Below are 26961 nucleotides of genomic sequence, written 5' to 3' on the forward strand. Positions count from 1 at the left end.
CCGTATTGTATAGATACTTCGACGAGGCCGCACCCACGCCCTTAAAAACACATCGCGCCATTTCGTCTAACCAATGCGGCACGACACCGCTCGCGACATTGGGGGAACGACATGGCCGACATCAGAGTGCTCATGGTTACCGACGGCAATTTCTTCAACTACGGCCCGCAAACGGCCTCGAAATACGACTCAAGCTGCTTCTCGCTGGTCACCCTGGTCGACGCGCTCAACGATCCGGCCAACGTCCCGTCGATTCAGGTCGACACCGCGCACCGGCGCGGCGCGAAGTTCGCCGGCGCCGATCCCGACACTTCGCAGAACCTGACCTACCCCGGCGATTTCGTCTTCACCGACATCCCCGACCTCTCGGTCTACGACGTCATCTGGCTGATCGCCGACGAGGGATACAACGGCGGCCAATTCGCCCAGTGGAATTCCAACATCACGCCCGACGAGCAAATCGCCATCGCCGATTTCATGGCGGGGGGCGGCGGCGTCTTCGCGGTAGGCGATCACGACGGCCTCGGCGCATGCATGTGCGGCGGGCTGCCGCGCATCCGGACGATGCGCAAATGGTTCGAGTGGGACCACGTGTTCACCGATCCCGCGACGAACCAGGTCTTCATGCCGAACTGGTCCGTCGGCGGCGACGGGACCTCGCCCGGCTACCTGCCGCCGTCGAACCCGAACTATCCGGGCATGACCGACCGCTTCGACACGCTGCAGCCCGACGCCACCCTGTTCGGCGGGCAGCAGGTCTATTTCTTCTGGGACCAGTCCGATCCGATCCCGCAAACGCTGATGGATGCGGGCGGCAATCCGCTGACCACGTCGCCCGATCCGATCCATGCCGTGCTGCGCGGCGCGGCCGGCGTCGCGATCGCCGATTTTCCGGATCACATGCACGAAGGCGAGGCGACCGATTTCTCGACGATCCTCGCCAACGGCACGCCCTTCAACCCGAACGATGCCGGGGGCAATCCGAACCTGCTGTCGTTCACGGACAAGAACAACCACGCGCATGCGTACCCGGAGTTCCCGAATCCGGGCGGCTATCAGCCGACGCCCGAGATCATCGCGTACGGCAAGGACGTCGGGCATGCGACCTACGACGGCCCTCAGCCTCCGGGCGAGATGCCCAACTTCAAGGCGACCAACGAAAAGGTGCACGGAACGATCAGCGTCTATGACGGCTATGGCGCCGGCGTCGGCCGCATCGTGACGGGCTCGACGTTCCACCACTATCTCGACAAGAACCTGATCGGCGACCCGCATTCCGATACCATGCCGGGACCGCCGACCAACACGACCCAGGGCCTCTCGCCTGCCACGCTCGACCCGATCAGGCAGTTCTACGTGAACGTCGTCACGTGGCTCGCGCGGCGCAATCCGGCGTTCCACTTCTGGACGCTGAAGAACACCTTCGGCGCCGACGAGGTCCAGAGCGCCGCAACGAGCGGCAAGAACTTCCCCGATGCGTTCTATCTCGCGGTCGAGGGATTCGCGCCCAGCGTGGTCGGCAACCCGCAGATCCACCTGTCGGGACCGTTCGCGGCAACGGGCGCCCAGTTTCAGCAAGGCTCGGCCATCTACAGCGGCAACCCCAACACGCCGCAGCGCGTCCTGTTCAAGTTCACGGTGCTGTCGATACCCGGCGGGGCGTTTCCGTCCCACGGCTCGGCCCCGGCGATTTATCCGCTCGAGGCCAGCATCGCGTTCGGATCGAACACGTTCAGCGCGGTGACGCTGTTCGAGCTCGCGGCCGGCGCGGACCCGTATTTCACCAACGTCGACGCGAGCACCAACCCGCCCAACGCGTTCTATCTGAGCCAGGACCTGCGCGTCTTCCAGGTCGTGCCGGACCTGAACCAGGTGCCGTTCATCAACTTCCCCGGCGGCGCCGGCGCGCCCTTCGCCTACGTCGGCGATCTGCTGTCCTACCTGAACGATCCGTCGAACGGCTACACGCAGCAAGGCGGCACTGATCCGTTCCAGACGCTGAACGAGCAGAACGACCTGATCGAGGATTCGTCGGTGTCGAACAAGGTGCTGGGCCCCGACATGCAGACCCACACGGCCTATAACTTCGCGATCGCGCGAGTGCGGTTGAGGGGCTCGGGCTCTACGGCGAGCAACGTCAAGGTGTTCTTCCGGATGTTCGCGACGCAGTCGAACGATACCGACTACGATCCGCAGACCACCTACCTGAGCACCTACGATGCCCTGAACCTGCCGGACAAGCCGCTCAAAGGCGTGAACGCCACGGTCTCTCCGCCCGACAGCCTCACGTTCCCGTTCTTCGCCACGAGCGGCGGCGCGGGCGACTACGACCAGGGCCAGGGCGGCAGCTCGGGCGCCAACGAGGCGACGATCAACAGTACGAGCAACAACGAGACCTATCGCTATTTCGGCTGCTACCTGAACGTCGGCGACCTGCCGCCCGATTCGCTGCCGGGCACGCATCATTGCCTCGTCGCGCAGATCGCCTACGACGGCGCGCCGCTCCTCAACTCGAGCGGCATCACGCTGAGCCCGGAAAACACCGACAAGCTCGCGCAACGCAACCTGCAGGTGACGTGGTCCGGCAATCCGGGCGGCCCGGCCACGCACCGCATTCCGCAAACCTTCGACAACAAGCCGAGCCTGCGCACCGGTCACGCGGTGACCACCGTGCCGGGCTATCCCGACGAGCTGATGATCGACTGGGGCAATACGCCGAAGGGCAGCGTCGCCAGCATCTATTGGCCGCAGGTCGACTCGCTCGACGTGGTGCGGCTGTCGATGCTGCAGTACGCGGATGTTCCCTGGACGGCCACCGACGAGCACACGGTGCAATGCACGGTCGAGCATCCGGTCACGTATCTGCCGATCCCGTTCGGCGCCGGGGCGAGCTTCGCGGGCCTGTTCACGATCGACCTGCCGATCGGCGTAAAGGCCGGGCAGCAGTTCAATATCGTGGTGCGCCGCGTGCGCAGCCGGCAGGCGCCGCTTCTCGCCGGCAAGCCTGGCATCGTCGCCCAGGCGGCGCGCACGGAGAGCGAGCGCAAGCCGCCGGTCACGGACTGGCGCTACATCGTCGGCACCTTCCAGGTGACGATCCCGGTCTCGCTGGAGGAGCCGCTGCTCTGGCCCGAGGAAAACACGCTGGCGATCATGAAGTGGCGCTTGCTGAACACGGCGGCGACGAGCCGCTGGCATCCGGTCCTGCAGCGCTATGTGTCGTACCTCGTAGGACGCGTCAACGGCTTCGGCGGCAAGGCCGGTGCGATTCCGGCGTCGCCGGACGGCGCGCCGGCGCCCGGCCCGGGGCTGGGTCAAGGCGAGTGTGGCGGGAAGCTCGTGCCGTGCCCGAGCCGTGGGCCAGGCGAGTGCGGCGGGGAACTCATGCAATGCCGCGGGAAGGTCTGCGAAGTGCTGTTCGATTGCTTCGGGGACTTCGAGGGCTTCATCCTCGAAAGCTGCTCCGGCACGCATCGCTTCACGACGTGCGAATCCGGCATCGCCGATGTCGTGCTGCGCGCATGCCGCGAGCGGCTCGTGCTGACGGTGTTCTTCGAGCGCGGGACCAGGGACAGGATCCGGCAGTTGATCGTCACCTGCTGCTGAGCGGATGGGGCGCCTGCGGCTTCGTCAGCGCCGGCGCCCTGCCCTCACATGTCCTGGCTGCGCTCCAGCCGGTACCCGTGGTTGTAGAGCGTGGTGCCGCGCCATGCAGCCGATGCCACCAGCGTCAGAGCTTGACCCGCAGCCGCGCCCACGCGGTGCGCCCCGGCTCCATCACCGGCGTGTTCGCCGGAAAGCCGAAGCCCGCGTTGCCGGCCAGGTTCAAGTGCTCGTAGTAGGACTTGTTGAGCACGTTGTCGATGCCGATCGTGAATTGCACCTTCTTGCTGAAGTCGTACTGCGCGTGCAGCGACAGCACGCCGAACCCGGCGCTCGGCCCGAAGTCCTTGCCCACGACGTTGCCTTCGCCGAGCGCAACACTGCGCTGCGGCGCCACCACGCGCCACAGCGCGCCAGCGGACCACGCGCGATGCGCGTAGCCGAGCGCGAAGCGCGCTTCGAGCGGCGGGATCTGCGGCAGCGCTCCGCCCGAATCCGCGTTGTGTCCGTAGGCGTAGGCGAGCGACGTCTCGAAGCGCCACGCTTTCGCCGGACGCCATGTGCCGCCCACCTCGCTGCCCGCGATGCGCGCGTTCACGTTCGTCGCGCGCGAGGTCGCGCCCATCATGCCCGGCGTGTAGTCGAACAGGATGAAGTCCTGCACCATGCCCGCGTAGGCCGAGACCCACGCATCGAGCTTCTCGGTCTTGTACTGCGCGCCGACGTCGAGCTGCGTGGTCTTCTCCGGCTGGATCGAAGAAAACGCGTTGACCGATCCCGCCGGCCCCTGCTTCGGCGAAAACAGCTCCCAATAGTCGGGGAAGCGCTCGGAATGGCCGATCCCCGCGTACCACATCGCGGGCGTGCCGGCGAGGTCCTGCTCGTAGCGCGCGAAGCCGCTCGGCAGGTAGTTCACGCGCTCGCCGCCGAAGGTCGGGTTGGGCTTCGTCATCCCCATCATGCCGCTGACGGTCGGGCGATCGTCGCGCGCGGACGAGCGATCGACGCGCAGGCCCGCGATCGCGCGCTTCGTCTCGCTCAGGTCCCAGGTCAGCTCGCCGAATGCGCCGATGTTCCACATCGTCGCGTTGGCGCGCCACGGCTGGCTGCCGTAGTCGACCGACGCCGCGCCCATCATCGCCATCGCCGAGCGCGAATCGAGCTTGTTCGCCTGCACGTCGACGCCGGTCACGAGCGTCAGCGGGTCCGCCAGGTTCAGCGTGGCCGCGACGCGTCCGCCCGCGGTGCGGCGGCGCACCTCGGAGGCCATCGGCATCGGCATGCTGCTCAACGGGTCCGGAGCGCGCAGCGTGTAGTTGTCCATCACGTGATCGGCTTCGTTGTAGTAGACCTGCGCCTCGATGCGCTGGATCACGTCGTTGATGTGCTTCTTGTCGAAGCGCAAACCGAAGGTCTCGCGACGGAAATGCACGCCGTCCATGCTACGCCCGGCGTACTTCGCGTAGCCGTCGCCGGTGCCGGCGGTCAGCTCGAGACGCGTGTTCGCGTCGGGCGTGATGCCGATCGCCGCGTCGGCATTCCACTTGTCCCATTGCGACGGCACCGCGTTGCCGTCGCCGTCCTTGTAGTCCTGCGAGTGCGCGTGGTTCGCGATGATGCGCGCGTACATGTCCTGCGTGCCCGCCGCAAGATCGGCGTTCTGGTCGTTGCGGCCGTACGAGCCGCCTACCAGGCTGCCGTCGAAGCGCATGCCGGGCGCGTCGAAGCGCGGCGTGTCGCGCTCGAACGCCACCGTGCCCGCGGATGCACCCGGGCCGTAGATCACCGTTTCCGGGCCTTTGATGACAGTGACCTTGTCATAGCTCTCGGGCGAGATGTAGGAGGCCGGCGCGTCCATGCGGCCCGGGCAGGCGCCTTGCAGCGCGGCGCCGTTCGTCAGGATGCCGAGCCGCGAGCCGAACATCCCGCGCAGCACCAGATCGCCGTTCGTGCCGCCGCTTCGAACGGTCGCGAAACCGGGGATCGTCTTCAGGTAATCGGCGCCGTCGCTCGCCGGCAGCGGCTGGCGCGGCGTCTTCGGATCGGTGACGACGGTGAGCGGATTCATCGGTGGGGCCGCGAGGACTTCGATCGGCGGCAGCGAGGTTTCCTGCGCCGACGGTGTCGATGCCGCAGCCGGCGCGGAGGCAACTACCGTTTGTGCGCGGGCAAGATTGACTGAGCCGGCCGCGAGCGACAGCACGGCAAGAGTGATGATGCGCCGACGGAACCAACGCCCGCGGGACGGCGCGGAAAACGAAGCGGACGAGAGCGAAAAGCGATTCGAAGACATATTCAGGAACCCAAATAACATCCTCCAGCCGATGTGAACATTGACCGGATAAGCAAATTTCAAAAGCGGATTGACGAAGAAACGCGCTCAGGCGTCGATGGGCGGAGCGCGCGGATAGGCGCTCGGATAGCGGGCGAGCCGCGGCTTGGCGGCGGAAGGAAGCGAAGTGGCGGATTCAGCGAAGTGCCGGATGCCGGGCAATGCAGGCACAGCGGTCCCGAGCGCGGGACTATGTGCGAACAGGTTGCAGTAGCCACAGGCGTCGGGGTGCGCGCCATGATGCGCGTGCTGCATCGACATGCTGCCGTGCTGGGCGTGTGAGCCGGCATCGGCGCCGCATATCGGGGAATCGAAACGCGACGCCCTCGCCTCCAGCTGCGACACGAGCGGCGCAAGAACGGTGAGCCAGATCGCAAAAATGCCCAGCCAAGCGGTCAATTTTCGGGATCGGCGGAACATACGGAGATTTAAGGGCGGCGTTGGTATTGGAAGGCGACAAATCTTACATTTTTCTTAATGCGATGAATAGCCGTTTTGGCTATTGAAAACCCGCTGAACAGCATCGCGCCGCGGAGGGGCGTGGTGCTCGCGACGATCCGCCGCATACGAAAACGGGGGAGCCGCTAACAAGCTCTCCCTCCCGATAAAAATACATTGCGTTTTATACGTATTTTCTGCTCGCCCAATCAGTCGACTGGCTTGATATCGAAATTTTGTTTGTCGACCACCCATCCGCGCCCTTTCTTGCACTGGATCTCAGTATGCAGATATGCCTTCATGACAACACTTCGCAGTGGACTGCAAGCGTCGCCCGCCACCAACGTGAAGAGAACCTTTTCTTCTGTATCGCTTTCGGACGCATATACAGGGGTACTCTTTGTTGCAACCCATACCTCATGCGCTTTGTTCGAGCAAGCTGCCATCAGAATTCCTATTGCCACTGAGATTGATGAAAGAAGGTTTTTCATGAGCCTTCTTTGGGATAAAAGCGCTTTTCTTTTACTCGCTTGGAGTGAGAAAGGCCAATAGCAATGTCTTTGGGACCGACCATGCCAAAAGCGGACCAGCGCGGGTCATAGGCAACGATTCCGACTAAGTTCAGCACATCAGCCACGTTCGACGAACAACTGTTATCCAAAATGCTGTATCCATTTCGTGCTGGATCTCCGTTGGTTACTGCCACACGGCGCTTCAGCTCGGCTTCGATCTTCTTCTTTTCCTCGGGGGATACTCGAAGAACGTAACCGACGGAATCACGAAAGCTTTCTTGGACGGCAACATACTGAGCATATGCTTTTTTTGAATCGTATCCGTCGTGTGCTCGCGAGTACGCTATGCCGTCGACAATAATAGCTACATGTCCGAATTGTGACCCTCGGCTGATGAGTCGCGAATCGCTGATGATCACCTCGACGCTATCCGTCTCCGTTCGAATCTCCTTTGCTTCGGAATCCGTCGTCGGCGTCGTCGTTCGACTTGCTATCAAGCGATATTTCACCCCGTCCGGGGAGACGTGAATTTCCTCTGGCATGCCAACTATCCCGCAAAGTATATGTTGAAATTCATGTTCGACTCTCACCCGGCAAGAAACACGTAAATGTTTTCAGCGGCGGCAGCCGAGGAAAGCAAATGCGTACGTCCTTTCTCATCTGTTTCGCCATATTCGAACACGCCGGATTCCCGGCGCAGCGCGTAAGCTGCGTCCGTAAGTGCGTGCCCATGTGCATCTCGTAGCACAAACCTGTCGTCATAGTCCACGGCCATTTCCACAGCTCGGGCGACCCCAGGCCCGCCAGCCGTGCCACCTAAGCAATTCGTATCGCCGGTGATCTTCCATTTGCGACCGTGGACGGGAATGATGCGCGGATGACGCTCGCACTTACACAGAACCAAATCGCCGCCCAACGCTTGTTGCCGGTCACGCTGTTGGTCGTATAGCCGCTTTTTTCCAGGGGAACCCGGAGCAGCGACGATGACTCCAGCGCCCTCGCACTTGTCACACCACGCACGCTGGCCGAGAAACACGAACTTGCGATGCCGTCCGTCTTCGCCCTGCACAGTCCCGCATGAGCCGCCATCTATAACTCGGCCGCCGCTATCGAGCGGATCATCCTCAACCGCTGCATAAAAAATGTCCAAAGATGCGTCTCCTTGCACGAGACCGGCTGACTTGCCTTGGATAACCTTAACGAAGCAGTCAATCCGCATCAAGTGATGTAACGAGTGAGAACCCTTTCGGGAGTATCGGAGGTTGCGTGAACATTAGAAGCCTCACGTCCTTCGAGAACATCACTATATTTGCATCGCGAACCAACCGTTAATAGGAATACGATGTAATTTCGTGATTCCTTGAACAACATCAAAAAACAAGCCTATATCCGCCCCCTTGGAGTCAATGGGGTAACGCATATAGCTTCGTTCACCGCATACCAGAACATGCAGGCTGTGCTCGATACTCCACGCATAGGACGTGCAAATGCGTGGTAGGTATTTTTCAGCGGGCGCAAACATGGGGGGAGCCCGAGGAGTTCGCCGACCTCGTTAGCCCAGCGGCTGCCGCTGGGGAACGCGGCGCCGCTCAAAAAGCCTCGTCATTTCAACCCGAAATCGACGCGCGTGGCCGCGCCCTTGTCCTTGATGCCCTGCGCATCGAGCTTCGGCGCGACGATGAACACGCGGCTCGCATCGACCTTGTCCTCGAAGTACTGCTGCACCGCCTGCGCACGCTGCTGCGCGAGCTGGCGCAGGCTCCCGTCGTCGATCGGCGCGTGCTCGGCGAGCGCCGTCTTCATGTCGTCCTCAGGAATGCTCTTCGTCAAGCCGATGAAGTTGCGCGGCTTCTTGAAGTCGGCGTCCTTGTAGGCCTTCGTCAGATAGTCGCCGTACTCCTTCGGATCGACCGTCACCGTCGACGGATCGACGCTCTCGCCATGCCCCACCACGTCCTTCACCTTCTCCTGCCGCACTAGGCGATCGACGTAGACGACGCGCAGCGCGGGCGTGTCCACGGCCGGATCGACGCGCCCCGTGACGTCGATCTTCACGGCTGGCTTGTCGTCGAGCGCCTTGACGATGGTGTCGAGCTTCTTCTGCGACGCGTCGGTGAGCTTCGCCGAGCCCGGATCGAACTCGACATAGCCGAGATCCTCGCTGCCGCCGCCGAACGCGTTGGCGAGCAGCGAGAACGGCGCCGTCACGGCCTTCTCGATCAGGTTGACGAACGCATGCCAGATCACGCCGCCGATGCTGAACTCGGGGTTCGCGAGCGACCCGGACACCGGAATGTTCACGTCGATCTCGCCGCGCGAGTTCTTCAGGAGCGAGATCGCGAGCCGCACCGGCAGCTTGGTCGCCGTGTCGTTCTGGATGTGATCGCCGAACGTGAGCTGGTCGATGAAGATGTGGTTGTTCGCGGTCAGCTGATCGTTGTCGAGCTTGTAGTGCAGGTCGACGTTGAGCTTGCCCTTCGTGATCGGGTAGCCCGCGTACTTCGCCGAGTACGGCGTGAGGTTGGTCAGCTCGATGCCGTGCGCGGTCGAGGTCAGGTCGAGCTGCGGCTTCTTCGCGAGCGGGTTCACCGTGCCGCGGATCGAGATCGGCCCGTTCGCCTCGAGTTTCGCGGCGACGTCGACGGGCGCGGGCGTCGTCGATTGCGTGCCGAACGCGCCGATCGTGCCCGTGATGCCGACGAGGTTCGCCGTGTAGTTCGGCTTGATGAAGTCGTCGGTGTAGTTCACGCGGCCTTGCTGCAGCACCAGCTGGCCGAAGCGCAGGTTCACCGGCGGGCCGGACGGCGCAGTGGCCGCCGCCGCGGCGGACGATGCGCTCGCGGGTGCGGCGGCCTGGGCCACCGCGGCGGATGCGGCCGAAGCCGCGGATGCCTGCGCGACGGCTGCCGCCTTCGGCTGCGATTCCGCGCCCGGCGTGAGCGGCACCGGCTCGCCCTTGCCCTGCGCCGCCGACTTCTGCTGCGCGAGCACGTCGTTCAGGTTCAGCTTGCCTTGCGCATCGAGCAGCACGCGTCCGAAGAAATTGGCGAATGTCACGCGGCCCACGTCGACATCGGTGCCGTGCTCGTCGTAGCGCGCCTTCAGGTCGGCGAGCGAGAGCGTGCGCCAGCCCGCGAGCGGCGTCGAGTTCACGCGGTCGAGCATGCGCACGTCGACGAGCGCCGCGTCGCCGCGATACGACGCGCTCATCGCCTTGTCGGTCTGCGCGAACGCGAGGTCGCCCTTCAGGTTCAGAAGCGCACTCGCGATGGTCGCGTTCAGCTTGCCGCCGAAGTACGGCTCGAACGCGGCGGCATCGAGCCGGTTGCCGTTCACGTTCAGCGCGAGCTTGAGCGGGCTCGCGGTCACGTCGCCCGTGACGTCGAGCGAGCCCTTGCGATTGAGCGTCGCCTGCAGCGTGACGGGCAGCGGCTTGCTCAAGTCGTCGCTGATGTTCTTCACCGAGAGCTGGATCGGCGTGAAGCTCAGCTTCGCGGGCTGGGGCGTGCTGTTGTCGACGAAATCGGCCGAGCCGTCCTTGAGGCTCAACGAGCCGATCGTGTAGTGCCAGGCCGGTCCTTGCTGCTGTGCCTGCTGCGCGTTGTGCTCGACCTTGCGCTTGGGCGCGGCCTCGCGTGGCGCGGCGAGCGACTGCAGGTCGATGCGGCCGTCCTTCATCCGTTGCGCGCTGATGGCAAGCCCCGTCGCTTCGATGCTTGCGATCTCGGCGGCGCGCGCGTTCAGGTCGATCTGCTTGATCGCGACGCGCCCGTCGGCCAGCGCGAGCGCCGGCGTCTTCGAATCGGGGCCGGCGATCTTCAGCGACTTCAGGTTCACCTCGCTCTCGCCGACCTGCACGGCGGCCGGCGACTTCGACCAATCGGCGCGGACGTTGACCGTCGTGCTAAGCGCGCCGTCGGTCACGCGCGCCGAAGTCACACCGTCGAGGTACGGCTGCGCGACCGGCAGCGGGATCGAGGCGAGCGTCACCTTCGCGTCGGCCGTCTTCGCGGCGAGCCCGAACGAGCCCGCCAGGCCGATCGAGCCGCCTTGCGCGAGGTCGGTGCTCAACGTGTAGCGGGCGGGCGTCAACGCGCGCGTCGAGAAATCGTCGAGCGACACGGTCAGGTGCGTAAGCCCGATGGAGACAGGCTGCGCGGGCACGCGGTCGTCGGCGTGGATCGTGCCGTCGGCGAGCGCGAAGCGCTTGATCGAGAGGTCGAGCGGCGCGGCCTCTTTGGCCTGGGCCGTCGACTCAGACGCAGCCGCAGGGGCCGATGCCGCAGCCGCGCCGCTCGCCGCCTCTTGCGTCGATTGCGCCGGCTGAGCCGCAGGCGTCAACGCGCGCACGATGCTCAGCGTGCCGTCCTTCTCTCGCGCGAGATTCACGACCGGCTGGTCGAGCTCGATGTCGTCGAAGTGGAACACGCTCTTGAGCGGCTGAAGTTCCGCCGCCGCGACGTGCACGCCGCGCGCCGCGAAGAACGGGGCCTTCGCCGGGTCGACCACCTGCAGGTCCGTGAGATCGGTCGTGCCGGTCACCGAGAGCGCCGGCGTCTCGCCTTCCATCACGAAGTGCAGCTTGAGATCGCTCGCGAGCTTGCCCGAGGTCACCGTCACGGGCAGCTTGGCCGGCACGTACGAAAGCATGCGCGGCACGTCGATGCCCTCGAACTTGAGCGCGACTTCCGACTCGCGCGACGCCGCGAACGGCTTGGTCTTGCCGTCGATGGCGAGCGGACTGCCGTCGATGCGCGCTCGCAGGCGCGGGTCGACGAAGATGTCGGTCTTCGACGGCAGCGTCGCGATGAACGGCACGCCGAGCGCGAACTCGTCGACGACGTGCTTCATTCCGAGCAGCCGGTCGTCGAAATAGAAGCTGCCGTTCTCGATCTGGATGTTCGAGATCGAGAACGGCGTCGGCTTGCCTTGCGGCTTCGAAGGCGCCGAGAACTTCTCGATCAGGTCCGCGAAATTGAAGCGCTGCGCGTCGTAGCGAATGATGTAGATGCGCGGCGAGTCGATCTTGATCTCGTCGACGATCGGCGCGAGCCGGAACAGCGACGCCCACGACGTGCGCACGACGAGCCGTTCGATATCGACGAAATCGCCCTGGCCGCCGCGCTCGCCGACATGGATGCGGTCCGCTTCGAAATCGAGCGTGTACGGGTTGAGCGCGACGCGGCCGATGCTCGCGGGCCGGTCGAGCTGCCGGCTCAATTGCTGCTCGGCGATGTGGCGGATCAGCGGCGGCGCCGCGAAGAAGCCGAGCAACCCGAACAGGGCGATGAAAATGACGAGCCCGGTCGCAATGCGCCTGGCGCGATGCGATTGCGCCGCCTGGCGCAAGGTCTGCAACGAGGAAATCAAAGCCGCTTTGTCTGGACTTGCCATGCTTTATTGCCGATGTTGCGGCACGAATGCGCCGCGCAAGAAAACAGAGTCCGCCGCACCGAAGTATAGGCGGCGGACTTCGCGCACGACAGAAGCCGCGCCGGGTGAAACGCTTGTCTCCGGCGCCCTGTCACTGGCGCTCGACCGTGGCCGGCTGCCAGCTGCCGTCGGTGGCCTCGGGCTTCGGCTCGTAGAGGCGCATCACGAGCTTGAAGTCGCCGTCCGGGGCCGGCAGCCAGTTCTCCGCGCGCGCCTTGCCCGGCGAGTTCGCCGAGACGTAGATGTCGATCGAGCCGTCGCGGTTGCGGCGCAGGCGGTCGCGCGAGCCGATCGAGCGGCGCGCTTCGCCGGTGTCGGGCAGCGCGCCGTCCGGCGTGTACGCCGTAATCGCCCAGAACGCGCGCACCGGCGGCAGCGCCTTGGCGGCGAAGTGGATCACGTAGCGGTTCGCGCCGTTCAACTGCTGGCCGCCGCTGTCGACCGTCACCGTCGGCCGCACTTCGTCGTCCTTGGTGCCGCTTCCCGGCTGCGCGTAGGCCGCGTAGGCGCGCAGCGCGTAATCGTTGCCGTAGCGGCCGACGTCGTCGCCGAGCCAGCTCCAGCCGTTCGCCGTGAGCGCATTCGCGGGCGCCGTCGCGATGCGCGCGCGGCCGTCGGCAAGACCGGCAGCGATCGCGTCAGCCGCGCCGCCGGGCAGCTTCACCGGCTGGCCCGGCTTCACGCCGAGGTCCGCGAGCATCTTCAGCGCATGCGGATCGGCCGGCGACTGCGGGTTGTCCTTCAGCGCGTCGGCGAGCTCGTTGAAGAACCCGTTGGCGTCGAGCGCCGCGACTCTGGCGGCCGGCGCGGCTGCGGGCGCGGTGTCGGCGGGGCCGCCGCGCGTCGCCATCGACGAGCCGCGCTCGTCGCCCGTATAGACCGACAGCGGCACGGCGCGGATCGCGCGCTGCAGCTTCTTGACCGCGGTCAGGTCGCGCGGGCCGTTCGATTGGATGCGCACCGACAGCCACACGTTCACCGAGCTCGCGTCGACGCGCTGCACGTTCTTCGGCAGCGTGCCGTCCCAGCCCGGGGCGACGAACGCAATCGTTTGCGCCTTGGCCGAGCCGGCGCGCGGATTGGCGCCGCCGGCCGACGACCAGATCACGTTGCTCCACATGTCGAGCGCGCGGGCGCCGAGGTAGCGGCCGCGCGCGTCGGGCAGCGTCACGACGACTGGTTCGGCGGACAGGTCGAGCCAGCCGTTCGAAGCAAGCGTATCGACATCGGGCGTCGACGGATTGGCCGCGCCGGCGGCCGGTTGCGCCTGCGCGTGGCGCAAGGTGTTGGCGGGCGCCTGCCCGGGCTGCGCGTCGCCGTTGCCGACGGCCGCGTTGTGCGCCATCGCCATCAGCACGAGCGGATAGCCGTACACGTAGGAATCGGCGACTTCGTCCTTGATCCAGCCGTGGTTCTCGGCTTGGGTGGACGCGGGTTGAGTGCTGGCGGCGCAACCCGCGAGGACGGCCAGGCCCGCGAGCGATGCGCAGGCCGTCGAAAACAGAGATTTTCTTATCATTGGGTCAGCAAGTGAGGCAACCAGTGCCGGGCGGCGGCCGTGAGCGGCCAGTGATGCAGCGCTGTTCGCGGACCCCGGTCTGGTCCGTGCGCGCAGTCCTTCTCATTCTCAATATCGAAAACGGGTTTTATCGTATCCTCGCCGGCTAAGCAAGAACAAGCCGGATATCGCGCAAATTCGGCAGCGAAATACGGTTTCTTGCAATATTTCACGTTCGAGGCGGCGTCAGGCGCTGACAGAATAGTCGGGAGCGGTTGCCGCACCCTCCCTCACCCGCCTCGAGCCGCCCAAGCTTTGCATGGGACCAGAGTAAGCCGCTAAAGCGCCAACTCTGACCGACAGGAGACCCATTCATGTACATGCCGCCGCAATACGAAGAAGCCCGTCCCGAACTCCTGCACCAGCTGATCGCCGATCATCCGCTCGGTGCGCTCGTCACCGTCGGGCCCGACGGCCTCGACGCCAACCACGTGCCGTTCGAATTCGTTCCGTCGGGCGATGGACCGCTCGGCACGCTGCGCGCCCACGTGGCCCGCGCCAACCCGCTCTGGCGCGAAGCCACAGAGCGGCCCGACGCGCTCGTCATCTTCCAGGGCCCGACCGCCTATATCTCGCCGAACTGGTATCCGAGCAAGCACGAGGAGCACCGCAAGGTGCCGACCTACAACTACCTCGTGGTCCATGCGCATGGACGGATTGTCGTCCACGACGATGAAGCTTTCGTGCGCGGCCTCGTCGCGCGGCTCACGCGCAAGATGGAAGCTGGCGAGCCCGCGCCGTGGAAGATGGGTGATGCGCCCGCCGATTACATCTCGCAGATGCTCTCGATGATCGTCGGGATCGAGATCCAGGTGACGAAGCTCGTCGGCAAATGGAAGCTCGGGCAGGAGAAGGAGGCGCGCGACCGCCGCGGCGCCATCGCGGCGCTGCGCGAGCGCGGCGGGGATGCGCGGGCGCAGGTGGCCGAGGCGATGTTCAAGGCGAAGCCGGAGCTGGAGTGACGGCACAGCACGCCGGAGTAAGGCAGCGTCCGCGCGTCGAAACGGCCTTGACCTTCCTATCATGGGAAGCTCGATACTGAATTCGTCAGCGGCAATGGCCGCCTTCGAGCCTTCTCCATCATGACCGATCTATCAGAACCCGCCGTCCGCTCGCTCGTCACGACCGAGCTCGAAATCGACGGCATGACCTGCGCGGCTTGCTCGGCGCGCGTCGAAAAAGCCCTGGCGCGCGTGCCGGGCGTCGCGCGCGCCAGCGTCAATCTGGCGACCGAGCGGGCGACGGTCACCGCCGGCGAGCCGCTCGACGTGGAACGGCTCGTCGCAGCCGTGACCCAGGCCGGCTATGACGCCCGCCCGGTCGTCGTCCCCGATGCGGCGACGCCGGTCGACGAGTCCGCGTCTCCCGCCGGCGACCGCCACGCCGACAAGCTCCGCCAGGCCCGCCGCGAGCGCAACGCCGTCATCGCCGCCGCGCTCCTGACCGTGCCGCTCATGCTGCCGATGCTCACCGAATGGTCGAGCGCACCGCTCGCGCTGCCGGTCTGGCTCCAGCTCACGCTCGCGAGCGCCGTGCAGTTCGGCTTCGGCGCGCGCTTCTACACGGCCGCGTGGCGCGCGCTGCGCGCGAAGAGCGGCAACATGGACCTGCTCGTCGCGCTCGGCACGTCGGCCGCCTATGGGTTGAGCGTCTGGCAGACGGCGGCGCATCCCGGCGAGATGGCGCATCTCTACTTCGAGGCGTCGGCCGCCGTCATCGTGCTCGTGCGCTTCGGCAAATGGCTCGAAGCGCGCGCGAAGCGCCAGACCACCGACGCCATCCGCGCCCTCAACGCGCTGCGCCCCGACCGCGCCCGCATCCGCAGCGGCGACGGCGGCGAGCGCGACGTGCCGCTCGCGCAGGTGCGCGTCGGGACCATCGTGGTCGTGCGGCCGGGCGAGCGTGTGCCCGTCGACGGCGTCGTGCTCGAAGGCCGCACGCATATCGACGAATCGCTGATCACCGGCGAAAGCCTGCCGGTCGCCAAGGAAACCGGCGAGCGCGTCACCGCCGGCTCGATCAACGGCGACGGCCTGATCGCCGTCACGACGAGCGCGACCGGCGCCGAGACCACGCTCGCGCGCATCATCCGGCTCGTCGAGACCGCGCAGGCGGAGAAAGCGCCGATCCAACGGCTCGTCGACCGCGTCAGCGCCGTGTTCGTGCCCGCGATCCTCGCGATCGCGCTCGTCACGCTGGCCGGCTGGCTGCTCGCGGGAGCCTCGGGCGAGACCGCGATTCTCAACGCGGTGTCGGTGCTCGTGATCGCCTGTCCGTGCGCGCTCGGCCTTGCGACGCCCGCTGCGATCATGGCCGGCACCGGCGTTGCGGCGCGCCACGGCGTGCTGATCAAGGATGCGCTGGCGCTCGAGCTGGCGCAGCGCGTATCGGTCGTCGCGTTCGACAAGACGGGCACGCTCACGGCCGGCAAGCCGTCGGTCGTCGCGTTCGAGCCGCTCGGCATCGAGCGCGGCGCGGCGCTCGCGCTCGCCGCCGCCGTGCAGCGCGGCAGCGACCATCCGCTCGCGCGGGCGCTCGTGGCCGCGGCGGAGTCCGAAGCCGCAGCGGCGGCAGCGCACGGCGCGCGCCCCACGGTTGCGCATGCGCAAGCCGTGCCGGGCCGCGGCGTCCAGGCGGAAGTGGACGGACAACGGCTCGCGATCGGCAGCGGGCGCTGGCTCGCGGAGCAGCACATCGCGCTGCCGCCCGAGGCCGCCGCACAAGCGCAAGCACTCGAAGCCGCCGGCAACACCATTTCCTGGCTGATGCGCTTCGCCACGCCGGACGCCCCGGCCGCGGTGCTCGCGCTGATCGCTTTCGGCGACGCCGTCAAGCCCGGCGCGCGCGCCGCCGTCGAGCGGCTGGCTGCGCGCGGCGTGACGAGCGTGCTCGTGACCGGGGACAACGAAGGCAGCGCGGCGAGCGTCGCGGCGGCGCTCGGCATCCGCGAATTCCACGCGCAGGTGCTGCCCGCCGACAAGGCGCAGGTCGTGCGCACGCTGAAGGAACGCACGGGCGGCATCGTCGCGATGGCCGGCGACGGCATCAACGACGCCCCCGCGCTCGCCGCCGCCGACATCGGCATGGCGATGTCGACCGGCACCGACGTCGCCATGCACACCGCCGGCATCACGCTGATGCGCGGCGACCCCGCGCTCATTGCCGACGCGATCGACATTTCGCGGCGCACCTATCGCAAGATCCGGCAGAACCTGTTCTGGGCGTTCGTCTACAACCTCGTGGGGATTCCGCTCGCCGCTTTCGGCCTGCTCAATCCGATGCTGGCGGGCGCGGCGATGGCGTTTTCGAGCGTCAGCGTCGTGACCAATGCGCTATTGCTGAAGACGTGGCATAGCGGCAAATAAGGGGAAATGAAAAGAAAAAGGCCCGCGGGCAAGGCCCGGGGCTCGCACACCGTGACGCCGATGGGCGTCGACCCGGCGTGTCAGTAACGGTGGTCCTCGCCGTGATGGCCGCGATCGCGGTACGGATCGTGATCGTGCGGATGACGGTGCATCCACTCGTCGTGCGCCCAGTAGCGATGGCCGTCCCAGTAGCGGTCGCCATGCCAGCCGTTCGAGATATGCTCGTCGACAGGAACCGCGTGCGGTGCGTCGTACATCGGTTGCGGCGCGACGCCGTACGTCATCTGGGCCGACGCAGAGCCGGCTGCGAGGAGTGCTCCGCCCGCAATGAGCGCGGCGGCAATCGAGTGCGAAAACTTCATCGTGCGTTTCATTTCCATTCTCCCGTCAATACCCGCTAAACGGCACGGCGCGTGCCCGCGGGCAGGACTATCAATGCGCGGCGTCCGGCCGCTCGCGTGGCGGCTTCGGCGCAGCGCGCTGCAAACCGTGCGCTTGGTGATCAATGTATCGGGCTTGGGACGACAAACACGTGAGCGCTTGTAAGCCCAGATTTCAAGGAAGAAACCAAGTTCGGGAACGGCGAACAGAGAGGAACGCCTTTGAAAAATGGAGCGAAGCGCGGGGAAACGGACCAATTCACGCGTCGCAAGCGATGCGCAGCGCGTTACATCCGTAACGGGCAGGAAATTTTGAGTGCCACTTCAATCCGGCGGGCGGATGCCGAAAAGCGGCGGGCCACTGATCCCGCCCTCCGATGCGAGGACGGGATCGGTGGCCCCAATGCGCGGCGATCGCCGCCAGCCGCTGCCGGCCGGCAGCGTTTGCACAGCTTGCGCGCTGCGCTTAACGGCGGATCAACCCGAGAAGCAAGATTTGCGACCGGCGAATGCGCTCGGCTTCGAGGTGGCGTGCTTCGTATGAGTAATCGGAATCGAGCGGCAGGTGCGGCGACTCGAACTCGAACAAATCGCTGACTTTCTGGATCAGGGCGAGGATAAAGCTCATGATCGGCTCCCGTTGGTTAGTGACTAGGGTTTTCCCTTAAGACGAATTATAGGGTTTTCCCTAAATCACTTCCAGTGCGACGCAGCAATTTCTCGATGCGTCACGCATTCGCACGGTACTTCCTGCCTTTGTGCGTTGCAGCAAAACAACACGCCGCCGTTCCGGTCAGCTGCCCGGCTTCCACGGCCAGGAAGGATAGAGGCTTTCGCCGGTTTCGACGCTTTCCCGCGCGCTCGCCGCCGGGCTCCGGGCACTTTCGACATCGCCCGTTTCGGGCGCCTCGATGTCCGGCGTGACGGGCGCATCCGCCGACACCGTCTCGGTGAACGTCTCGGGCGCCGGCACGCCCTCGCCGAACCACGGCACCTCGGCGCGCAGCTCCGCAACGTAGGCGCGCCATCCGTCCGGATTGCCGGCGAACAGGTGACGTAGCACCGTCGACGCCAGTTCCTCGCGGTTCAGCTCCGCTTCGAGCAGCTCGCTCGGCCACGTGCAGAACGCGGCGCTCGCCCGTTGCGCGAACTCGACAGGCGTCATGCGCGGCGACACTTGTTCGAGCAGCGGCAGGCTGGCAAGCGACGCATCGCCCGCCGCGCCCCGATGCGCCGAGTTGTCGCCGGCGTCGCGTTGCAACAGGCACGCAACCGTATCCATGACCTCGCCAAGATGCAGCAACAATGCGCGGCGCTCGAATCCGTCTTTCATCGACCTTTCTCCTGCATGTAAGAGCTCAATCTCGAATTTTAGCCCCCGCAGCAGCGCTGTCCGATGAACTGGCGCAACAACCGGCATGCCTCCGGCCGCCCGCAGTGAGGCTGCCAGAGGCAGCCGGAGCGCGGCGAGCGAAGCGGCTGCGGGGAACGGGGCAATGGAAAAGAAGAGCGCAGGCGGATTGCCGAAGCCGGGGAGCCGGCGCACGGGCCTGCCGTCGTGCGCCGCCGGAGCGTCAATGCGCCGTCGCCGGCTTGCCGGGCTTGTGCGGATGCTGGGGCTTGACGTGCTTTGCCGCCGCCGATGCTTGCGGCGCCTGATGCGCGGCCGGGGCAACCGGCGCCGCCTGGGCTCCGTCGTTGGCGGGCGAACGCGCGTTGGCCGACGCGGCCGCATCGGCCAACGCCGTCAGCGTCGCCTGCTGGGTGCGCAGCATGTCTTCGATCCGCTGCTGCTGGGCCGCGCTCTCTCGCGTGAGCCGCATCAGGAGCGCCGTCTGCGTGATGCCGATCGCGATCGTCACCAGTAGCGCGCCGACCACGGTCGACAACAGCCACTTCATCCGCCGCGAATGGTCGCCCGCAGCGCGGCGCTGATCGGCGATCACACCGTAGAGGGCGTCGACCGTATCGGCAAAAGCCGTGGCGCGCGCCCAGTCCAGGTCCGGCGCGCGACGCGCGGCGGCTGGAACGTATGGCGCAGCCTCGCGTGCGAACGGCTTGGGCTGGGCAGGGGCGGCGCCGGACGCAGCGGCGGCCGGCGCATCCGATGCGCTTGCCGTCCCAGCGGCGGCCGGCGCATCCGGTGCGCTTGCCGTCCCAGCGGCGGCCGGCTGCGCGTCTTGCTGCGGAACGTCGGGCTGCGGGGCGTCAGGAGGGAGGGAAGTCTGCGTGGAGGATGCTTGCGTCGAAGCCCCAGGCGCTGAGGCCGCTACCGGCTGCGTTTGCGCGTCGACAGCGCGCGGGTTGCCGCTCGACGTCCCCTCGCCCGGACGCGCCGCGCTCTGGCGCCGCGCGTGCGCCACGCTGCGCGTGGCCGAAGCCATCGCGGCAGACGCCGGCGCCAGCACCGCATCGAGCGCGCTTGCGCCGCTGGACGCGGGCGTCGTATCCGGCGCCTTCGCGGCAGCCGCGGGCGATTCCACCGCCGCCCCTGCAGGACCGGCCGACGCACCGCTCGAACGCGCGCCGCGCGCATTGCGCGGCCCCTTGGCGTCAGCGATCGTCACCGGCGGAGAAACCGCCTCGGCCTCACCAGCCGCCGCATCGGTCAATTCGGCCGGCGGCATGCCGATCGCAACCAGCACCTCATCGGGCAGCTCGAACCCTGACAGCGTGCCCTGTCGCGTATCGATGTTCATCGCCTCGATCGCCGCGTGCCCCGGATCGTCGACGAACAGGTCGCCGGTGCGGTCGTCGCGGGCGACATCGCTCAACTGCGCGAGACGCTGCGCCGACTTGGCTGCGCGCGCGAGCTTGTTTTCGGTATCGATCGACACAGCGCCTGCGCGGCGCTTGGGCGAGGCGGTGCGGGAGGAGCGGGAAGTCGTCGGTGCTGCGGAATCGGCCATAGCGTATAGGAGCGGCTGCCGGCGAGGCGCCGCCCATCGAAATTGTCTGCGTTTTGCGAGACCGCATTGTCTCATGGCCCGGCGGCCTTGCCCTCACCCTCTATTGCCCTTCGAGCCAGGGCTCCCGTCGCCGCTCCCCTCCTTGCACGCCTTCACGCCGGATCTTCGGTCCCGGCCCGCGAGCGCGCCACGCGGCGGGCCATTTGCATTATCCTTGCGGATCGCGCGGCGCGATGCGCCGCACGATTCGCGGACCTCTTCCAACTCAGCACGCAGCATGTCTTCCGACGCATCGATCGCGGCCAGCGCCGCCACGCTCAGAGAGCATTTCGCCCACACGATCCTGCCGATCTGGCGCGGCCCCGGTTTCAACTCGCAGCTGCAATTGCCGTTCGAAGCGGTCAGCGCCGAGACTCACCAGCCGCTGCCGGTCACGCGCTATCGCGCGATGGCCTGCGCACGCCAGCTCTTCGTGTTCTCGCAGGCCGGCGACGCGGACCACGCGCACCAGCTCTTCGAATCGCTGCGCCGCTGCTTTGCCGATACGCGGCACGGCGGCTGGTTCTACAGCGTCGACGCGAACGGCGCGCCGCTCGATACGACCAAGGACCTCTACACACACGCGTTCATCGTCTTCGCGTGCGCCGGATACTTCGCCGCTTTCGGCAATCGCAATGCGCTCGCGACGCTGAACGAAACCACCGCGCTGATCGAAGCGCGCTTTGCAGTAGCGCAGAAGAACGGCCTGCTCGCTGCCGCGCTCGACGCGGATTTCGCCACGGTCCGCGAAGGCCCGCTGCAAAACCCGCTGATGCATTTGACCGAGGCCTACCTCGCCGCCCGCGAAGCCACCGGCGACGCCGCGTTCGGCGACGCCCTCGCCCGCCTGGCGCTGGCCGTCGCCGGCGCCTTCGTGCACGCGCCGACGGGCTGCATCGCGGAGCTGCCGATCGGCGCGGCGGACAATCGCCTCGAGCCCGGCCATCAGTTCGAGTGGTTCTATCTGGTGAAGCGCGCGGGTGCGGCGATCGCCGCGTCGGGTCTCGAAGACGCGCTCGAGCGTGCGTTCGATTTCGCGCAAGAGCTAGGGGTCGACCGCGAGACAGGCGGCGTCCACGCCGCGCTCGACGAACAAGGCGGGATCAAGGATGCGACCCAGCGCATCTGGGCGCAGACCGAATACCTGCGCGCGCTCGCCACGCGCGGCGATGCGGCTTCGCTGCAAGCGCTGCCGCAGCAGATCGAGCGCTTCCGCACGCGCTTTTTGCACGCGCGCGGCTGGTACGAATGCAAGACGCCGGAGGGCGCCGTCGCGCGCGCCGACATGCCGTCGACGACGCCCTACCATTTGGCGACCGCCTACGCCGCGCTGCCGGTCCGGAGTTAGCGCTTCAGCTGCCGACTGGAGTTAGTGCTTCAGCACTTACTTGGGTCGACCGCTTTGCATGGGACCCAAGTAAGCGCTAAAGCGCTAACTTGGGTCGACAAGAAAAAAACGCCGGCATGAAAGCCGGCGCCAAATCTTACCCCCACAAAAACTCCTTAGGCCGCGAACCGCGCCTCGCCGAGCACCGCGTTCGAAATCTCGAACACCGAGACGGCTTCCTTCAACTGCCGCGTCTGATCGTGCAGCGACGACGCCGCAGCCGCCGCTTCCTCGACGAGCGCTGCGTTCTGCTGGGTCATCTGGTCCATTTGCACGACCGTCTGATTGACCTGCTCGATGCCCGTGCTCTGCTCGAGCGACGAGGCGCTGATCTCCGACATCATCTGCGCGAGACCGCGCACTTCGCCCGCGACGACTGCGAAGCCGCGGCCCTGCTCGCCTGCGCGCGCCGCCTCGACGGCCGCGTTGAGCGCGAGGATGTTGGTCTGGAAGGCGATGCCGTCGATCACACTGATGATCTCGGCGATGCGATCCGAGCTTTGCGCGAATTTGCGCCAAGCCGCGATGCCGGCGATGGATTTGCGGCAATTCCCGCAATAATCGGCCCGACTTGATGCGAATTGCCTTGACTTGGCGCACTGGCGCTTCCTAGAGTGAAGCCAACCATCGCCCAGGAGAACCCAGGATGACCGATCTGGTGGATCTCGCGCGCAGCGCACTGCACGCGCAGCCTTTCAGCATGCTGCTCGGCACCGAGCTGATGCATATCGGCGAGCGCGACCTGGCGCTGAGCCTGCCGATCCGCGACGAGTTGCGTCAGCAGCACGGCTTCGTGCATGGCGGCGTCATCAGCTATCTCGCCGATAACGCGCTGACCTTCGCAGGCGCACTGGCGCTGGGTCCGCGGGTCGTCACGGTCGAGTACAAGATCAACTACCTGCGGCCGGCCGTGAACGGCACGCTGATCGCGCGCGCCGAGCTGGTCTATGCCGGGCGCGGGCATGCGGCCTGCCAATGCAACATTTTCGTGATCGACGGCGACAAGGAAAAGCTCGTCGCGATTGCGCAAGGGACGATCAACCGGGTGGGGGATGGAGGGGAGTCGGCTCCGGCACAGAAGGAGCACGCCTAGCGCCAAAAGAGGAAACGAGGCGCGCGGTCACGCGGCGCGGCTCGGCGCAGATACGAAAACAGCCGCACGAGGCGGCTGTCCGGATCCATCCATTCATCGACTACGGCAGGCTGACAACCCTGCTCGCGGCGTTACTCCGCCGCATAAGTCCGCTGTTGCTGCTCGCCGAGCCCCTGGATACCGAGGCGCACCGTCTGCCCCGGCTTCAGGTACACCGGGTTCGGCTTCACGCCCATGCCGACGCCCGGCGGCGTGCCGGTCGAGATCACGTCGCCCGGCTGCAGGCTCATGCATTGCGACAGATACGACACCACCTTCGCGACGCTGAAAATCATCGTGCGCGTGCTGCCGTTCTGGTAGCGATGGCCGTCCACTTCGAGCCACAGATCGAGCTGCTGCGGATCGGCCACTTCGTCGCGCGTGACGAGCCACGGGCCGATTGGGCCGAAGGTGTCGAAGCCCTTGCCCTTGTCCCACTGGCCGCCGCGCTCGATCTGCCACTCGCGTTCGGACACGTCGTTGACGACGCAATAGCCCGCCACGTAGTCGAGCGCATGCGCTTCGTCGACATACTTGCAGGGCTTGCCGATCACCACGCCCAGCTCGACTTCCCAATCGGTCTTCTTCGAGCCGCGCGGAATCTCGATGTCGTCGTTCGGGCCGACGATCGCGCTCGTCCACTTGTTGAACACCACGGGCTCGGATGGCACCGGCAGGTTCGATTCGGCAGCGTGGTCCGCGTAGTTCAGGCCGATGCAGACCATCTTGCCGACATTGCCCACGCACGCGCCGATCCGCGGCGTGCCGGAAACCAGCGGCAGGGACTTAGGATCGACGCCGCGCAGCTTGGCGAGATTGCCATCTGTCAGCGCCTCGCCCGTGATGTCGCGCACGACGCCCGACAAATCGCGAATCTTGCCGTCGGCATCGAGCAAACCCGGTTTTTCCTGGCCCTTCGGCCCATATCGAAGCAGTTTCATCGGTGTACTTCCTCACGTCTCGTTCAGTGGATAAACACGTATCCGGTTTAGCTCTGTTCTCCTATCGATGCGCAGTGGCTCGATAAGCGAAACCCCTCGTTCATTCTCCAGGTAGGCGCGGTCAGTTCGACACGGTCAGTTCGACACGGTCAGTTCGACACGGTCAGTTTGACCAGCCGCCATCGATCACATGCGCATGCCCGGTGGTGAACGCCGACTCGTCCGACGCCAAATATAACGCCAACGCGGCGATTTCCTCCGCCTTCCCGACGCGCCCCATCGGCTGGCGCGCGACGAACGCTGCGCGCACCGCATCGATCGTCGCACCCTGCGCCTTCGCCTGCGCGGCGATGCGCTCCTCGAGCGACGGCGATTCGACCGTGCCCGGGCAAATCGCATTGCATCGTATGCCGCGCGTAATGAAGTCGGCGGCGACGGCCTTCGTCAAGCCGATCACCGCGGCCTTCGATGCACCGTACACGCAGCGGTTCGGCACACCCTTGATGCTCGACGCCGCCGACGAGATGTTGATGACCGACCCGCCCCCCTTCTCCAGCATCGCCGGCAGAAACGCGCGGATCATCCTGAACATCGCCTTCACGTTCAGATCGAACGCGAAATCCCAATCCTCCTCGCTCGCCTCCAGGATCGAGCCCGCGTGCACGAAGCCCGCGCAGTTGAACAGCACGTCGATCGCGCCGACCTCGGCGGCGAGCGCCTTGATCGCCGCGCCGTCGCGCACGTCGAGCTTACGAACCTCGAACGGACGGCCGGCGAGCCCGTCGATGCGGATATCCGTCGCGATCACGCGCGCGCCCTCGCGCGCGAACGCTTCGGCCGTGGCCAAGCCGATCCCTTGTCCGGCGGCGGTGATCAAGGCCGTCTTCCCGGCCAGTCTTTGTACCATCTGCGGCTCCCGATGAAATGGCGTCTGTGACATAACGAGTATTGCAGTACGCGCTCAACGAACGCGCAATACGAATTGCACATCGCGTCTTGCGCAATACGGATTGCGCGGCTTACAGACGATAGAACGCGCTCGCGTTGGCGCCGAAAATCGCGTCGCGTTCCGCATCCGACAGTTCGGCGACGAGCGCGTTCGCGCAAGCATGCCAGAGCAGATAGTCGCCGTTCAGGTCGAGCACCGGCCAGTCGCTGCCCCACATCAGGCGTGCCGGGCCGAACTGCGCGACGAGATGGTCGACGTACGGGGCGAGCGTCGTCTCGGTCCAGCCCTGCGCGGCCTCGGTGGCGAGGCCCGAGAGCTTGCAGTGGACATTGGGCAGCGCAGCGAGACGCGCGATGCCGTCGGCCCAAGGCTGCCAGCCGGAGGCGCCGTCGCGGATCGGAGGCTTGGCGCCGTGGTCGACCACGATGCGCAGCGCCGGAAAACGCGTCGCGAACGTGTGCAACGCGCCGACGTGACGCGCGAAGGTCAGCGCGTCGAAGGCGAGGTCGTGGGCGATCAGCGCGTCGATCGCGGGCGCGAGCGCGGGGTTGGCGATCCAGTCGTCGTCGGGCAGGTCTTGCAGCATCGGCCGCACGCCCTTGAACTTGGGTTCGCGGGCGAGCTCGGCGATCAACGCCGGCGCGCCGCGGTCGTCGAGCGGCACCCAGCCGACCACGCCCGCCGCCGACGGCTCCTCGCGCGCAAGATCGAGCAGATAGCGCGTTTCGGCCACCGTAGGCGCAGCCTGCACGATCACCGTGCGCTCGACGCCCGTGCGCGCAAGCCACGGCGCGAGATCAGCCGGGCCGAACGCGCGGTAGAGCGTGCCGAGCTTCGGCGTGAGCCAGCCGTAATCGCCGCGCTGCGGGTTCCAGTAGTGCTGGTGGGCGTCGATGCGCATGGTCAGTGGGCCCGTGATGGAGCGACTATGCGCCCGGCACCGGCGCGCGCGGATCGAGCAGGCCCTCGTCGCGCAACGCCGTCCATAGCGCGGCAGGAATCGGCCGCTCGAACGACGCAACGTTCTCGCGCAACTCCTCCGCGCTGCGCGCTCCCGTCAACACGGTTGCGACCGCCGGATGCGCGTAAGGAAACTGCAATGCCGCCGCCGCGATCGGCACGCCGTGCGCCTTGCAGACCCGCTCGATCTGCGCGACGCGCTCGATCACTTCGGGCGGCGCCGCGCCGTAGTTGAACTTGAGATCGCCCTCGACGCCGCGCGCGAGGATGCCCGAATTGAACGCGCCGCCGAGCAGGATGCTCACGCCGCGCCGCTCGCATTCGGGCAGCAGGTCGGCCAGCGTGGCCTGCTCCAGCAGCGTGTAGCGGCCGGCGAGCAAGGCGCAGTCGATGTCGAAGGCGTCCATCATGTCGAGAATCGCCGCGCCTTCGTTCACGCCGAGCCCGACCGCCTTCACGGCGCCCGATGAGCGCAATTCGTCGAGCGCCCTGAAACCGCCGCCTTTCGTCAGCTGATCCCAGTAGCGCGCATTGTTATCGCCATGTGTGACGCGGCCGATGTCGTGCACGAGCAGGATGTCGATCTCGACGATGCCGAGCCGCTGCTGGCTGTCCTCGAACGAGCGCAGGATGCCGTCGCGCGTGTAGTCGTAGATCGCCTCGAACGGCAGCGGGTTCTGCCAGCCTTCGGCGTTGTCGACCGGCGTCTTGCGCGGCACGAAGCGGCGCCCTGCTTTCGTCGACAGCACGTACTCGCCGCGCGGATAGCACCGCAGCGCGGCGCCGAGCCGGTGCTCGGCGAGCGTGTAGCCATAGAGCGGCGCGGTATCGAAGCAGCGGATGCCGGCGCGCCACGCGGCATCGATCGTGGCGTGCGCCTCTTCGTCCGGCAAATCGCGATACAGGCCGCCGAGCGGCGCGGTGCCGAGCGACAGGCCGGTGACCGGCAGGCCTCGCGCACCGATCTCGCGGCGCAGCGTCACCCGTGATGTCTCCTTCGATTGAGCGGTATCCGTCATGGCT

At 66.4% G+C, this 26961-nt stretch carries 20 protein-coding genes and 1 pseudogene; 5 read left to right on the forward strand and 16 right to left on the reverse strand.

The window, feature by feature from the left end; genetic code table 11:
• The first annotated feature begins 111 nt into the window (after positions 1–111).
• Positions 112–3606 carry a hypothetical protein gene (locus FAZ69_RS30330; protein ID WP_136898788.1) on the forward strand — a complete coding sequence of 1165 codons (3495 nt, stop codon included), beginning with the start codon at positions 112–114 and terminating at the stop codon, positions 3604–3606.
• Positions 3607–3730: 124 nt separating this feature from the next.
• Here FAZ69_RS30330 and FAZ69_RS30335 read toward each other — a convergent pair whose 3' ends face one another.
• The 7 genes from FAZ69_RS30335 to FAZ69_RS30365 all read right to left on the reverse strand — a co-directional run bounded on the left by FAZ69_RS30335 (position 3731) and on the right by FAZ69_RS30365 (position 13837).
• On the reverse strand, positions 3731–5896 hold the full coding sequence (locus FAZ69_RS30335) for a TonB-dependent copper receptor (protein ID WP_136898789.1): 2166 nt from the start codon (positions 5894–5896) through the stop codon (positions 3731–3733).
• Between the two features lie 87 nt (positions 5897–5983).
• Positions 5984–6355: a DUF2946 domain-containing protein gene (locus tag FAZ69_RS30340; protein ID WP_136898790.1), complete on the reverse strand. Its 372-nt coding sequence runs from the start codon at positions 6353–6355 to the stop codon at positions 5984–5986.
• 227 nt (positions 6356–6582) lie between these two features.
• The gene (locus FAZ69_RS30345; RefSeq protein WP_136898791.1) at positions 6583–6864 is read right to left on the reverse strand and encodes a hypothetical protein; all 282 of its coding nucleotides are present in this window, start codon (positions 6862–6864) and stop codon (positions 6583–6585) included.
• Positions 6861–7427, reverse strand: a complete 567-nt coding sequence (locus FAZ69_RS30350; RefSeq protein ID WP_136898792.1) for a hypothetical protein — start codon at positions 7425–7427, stop codon at positions 6861–6863. Before FAZ69_RS30350 ends, FAZ69_RS30345 begins: the two co-directional genes overlap by 4 nt.
• Before the next feature lie 44 nt (positions 7428–7471).
• Entirely contained in the window at positions 7472–8035 is a 564-nt protein-coding gene (locus FAZ69_RS30355; protein WP_136898793.1) for a PAAR domain-containing protein, read from the reverse strand.
• Between the two features lie 452 nt (positions 8036–8487).
• A complete protein-coding gene (locus tag FAZ69_RS30360; RefSeq protein ID WP_136898794.1) occupies positions 8488–12279 on the reverse strand; it encodes a DUF748 domain-containing protein in 3792 nt (1263 codons plus the stop codon).
• A gap of 130 nt (positions 12280–12409) precedes the next feature.
• Entirely contained in the window at positions 12410–13837 is a 1428-nt protein-coding gene (locus tag FAZ69_RS30365; protein WP_136898795.1) for a DUF1254 domain-containing protein, read from the reverse strand.
• Between the two features lie 353 nt (positions 13838–14190).
• Here FAZ69_RS30365 and FAZ69_RS30370 point away from each other — a divergent pair, with 353 nt between their 5' ends.
• Both FAZ69_RS30370 and FAZ69_RS30375 read left to right on the forward strand, forming a co-directional pair.
• Positions 14191–14838, forward strand: coding sequence for an FMN-binding negative transcriptional regulator (locus tag FAZ69_RS30370; RefSeq protein WP_136898796.1), 648 nt, complete (start codon positions 14191–14193; stop codon positions 14836–14838).
• Between the two features lie 120 nt (positions 14839–14958).
• Positions 14959–17241, forward strand: a complete 2283-nt coding sequence (locus FAZ69_RS30375) for a heavy metal translocating P-type ATPase (protein WP_136898797.1) — start codon at positions 14959–14961, stop codon at positions 17239–17241.
• Positions 17242–17321: 80 nt separating this feature from the next.
• Here FAZ69_RS30375 and FAZ69_RS30380 read toward each other — a convergent pair whose 3' ends face one another.
• From FAZ69_RS30380 to FAZ69_RS30390, 4 genes are all read right to left on the reverse strand, one after another.
• Positions 17322–17615, reverse strand: coding sequence for a hypothetical protein (locus FAZ69_RS30380; protein ID WP_136898798.1), 294 nt, complete (start codon positions 17613–17615; stop codon positions 17322–17324).
• Positions 17616–18087: 472 nt separating this feature from the next.
• Positions 18088–18249 (reverse strand): hypothetical protein, encoded by a 162-nt coding sequence (locus FAZ69_RS33480; protein WP_169708815.1) that lies wholly within the window; start codon positions 18247–18249, stop codon positions 18088–18090.
• A 165-nt stretch (positions 18250–18414) separates the two neighbouring features.
• Entirely contained in the window at positions 18415–18954 is a 540-nt protein-coding gene (locus FAZ69_RS30385) for a hypothetical protein (RefSeq protein WP_136898799.1), read from the reverse strand.
• Positions 18955–19195: 241 nt separating this feature from the next.
• Positions 19196–20458: a hypothetical protein gene (locus FAZ69_RS30390; protein ID WP_369407769.1), complete on the reverse strand. Its 1263-nt coding sequence runs from the start codon at positions 20456–20458 to the stop codon at positions 19196–19198.
• A 349-nt stretch (positions 20459–20807) separates the two neighbouring features.
• Here FAZ69_RS30390 and FAZ69_RS30395 point away from each other — a divergent pair, with 349 nt between their 5' ends.
• Positions 20808–21917 carry an AGE family epimerase/isomerase gene (locus FAZ69_RS30395; RefSeq protein WP_136898801.1) on the forward strand — a complete coding sequence of 370 codons (1110 nt, stop codon included), beginning with the start codon at positions 20808–20810 and terminating at the stop codon, positions 21915–21917.
• A 155-nt stretch (positions 21918–22072) separates the two neighbouring features.
• Here the strand turns inward: FAZ69_RS30395 and FAZ69_RS30400 are convergent.
• Positions 22073–22471: pseudogene (locus FAZ69_RS30400) on the reverse strand (methyl-accepting chemotaxis protein); the annotation flags it as partial.
• A 131-nt stretch (positions 22472–22602) separates the two neighbouring features.
• On the opposite strand from FAZ69_RS30400, the gene FAZ69_RS30405 reads away from it, so the two are divergent.
• On the forward strand, positions 22603–23049 hold the full coding sequence (locus FAZ69_RS30405; protein ID WP_136898802.1) for a PaaI family thioesterase: 447 nt from the start codon (positions 22603–22605) through the stop codon (positions 23047–23049).
• 131 nt (positions 23050–23180) lie between these two features.
• Here the strand turns inward: FAZ69_RS30405 and FAZ69_RS30410 are convergent, their stop codons facing one another.
• The 4 genes from FAZ69_RS30410 to FAZ69_RS30425 all read right to left on the reverse strand — a co-directional run bounded on the left by FAZ69_RS30410 (position 23181) and on the right by FAZ69_RS30425 (position 26957).
• Positions 23181–24029 carry an ureidoglycolate lyase gene (locus tag FAZ69_RS30410; protein WP_136898803.1) on the reverse strand — a complete coding sequence of 283 codons (849 nt, stop codon included), beginning with the start codon at positions 24027–24029 and terminating at the stop codon, positions 23181–23183.
• Positions 24030–24192: 163 nt separating this feature from the next.
• On the reverse strand, positions 24193–24936 hold the full coding sequence (locus FAZ69_RS30415) for an SDR family oxidoreductase (protein ID WP_136898804.1): 744 nt from the start codon (positions 24934–24936) through the stop codon (positions 24193–24195).
• Positions 24937–25048: 112 nt separating this feature from the next.
• On the reverse strand, positions 25049–25879 hold the full coding sequence (locus tag FAZ69_RS30420; RefSeq protein WP_136898805.1) for an amidohydrolase family protein: 831 nt from the start codon (positions 25877–25879) through the stop codon (positions 25049–25051).
• 25 nt (positions 25880–25904) lie between these two features.
• Positions 25905–26957 carry an aldo/keto reductase gene (locus FAZ69_RS30425; RefSeq protein ID WP_136898806.1) on the reverse strand — a complete coding sequence of 351 codons (1053 nt, stop codon included), beginning with the start codon at positions 26955–26957 and terminating at the stop codon, positions 25905–25907.
• Between the last annotated feature and the right edge of the window lie 4 nt (positions 26958–26961).

Source organism: Trinickia terrae (assembly GCF_005144415.1).
GTDB classification, from domain to species: Bacteria; Pseudomonadota; Gammaproteobacteria; order Burkholderiales; family Burkholderiaceae; genus Trinickia_A; species Trinickia_A terrae.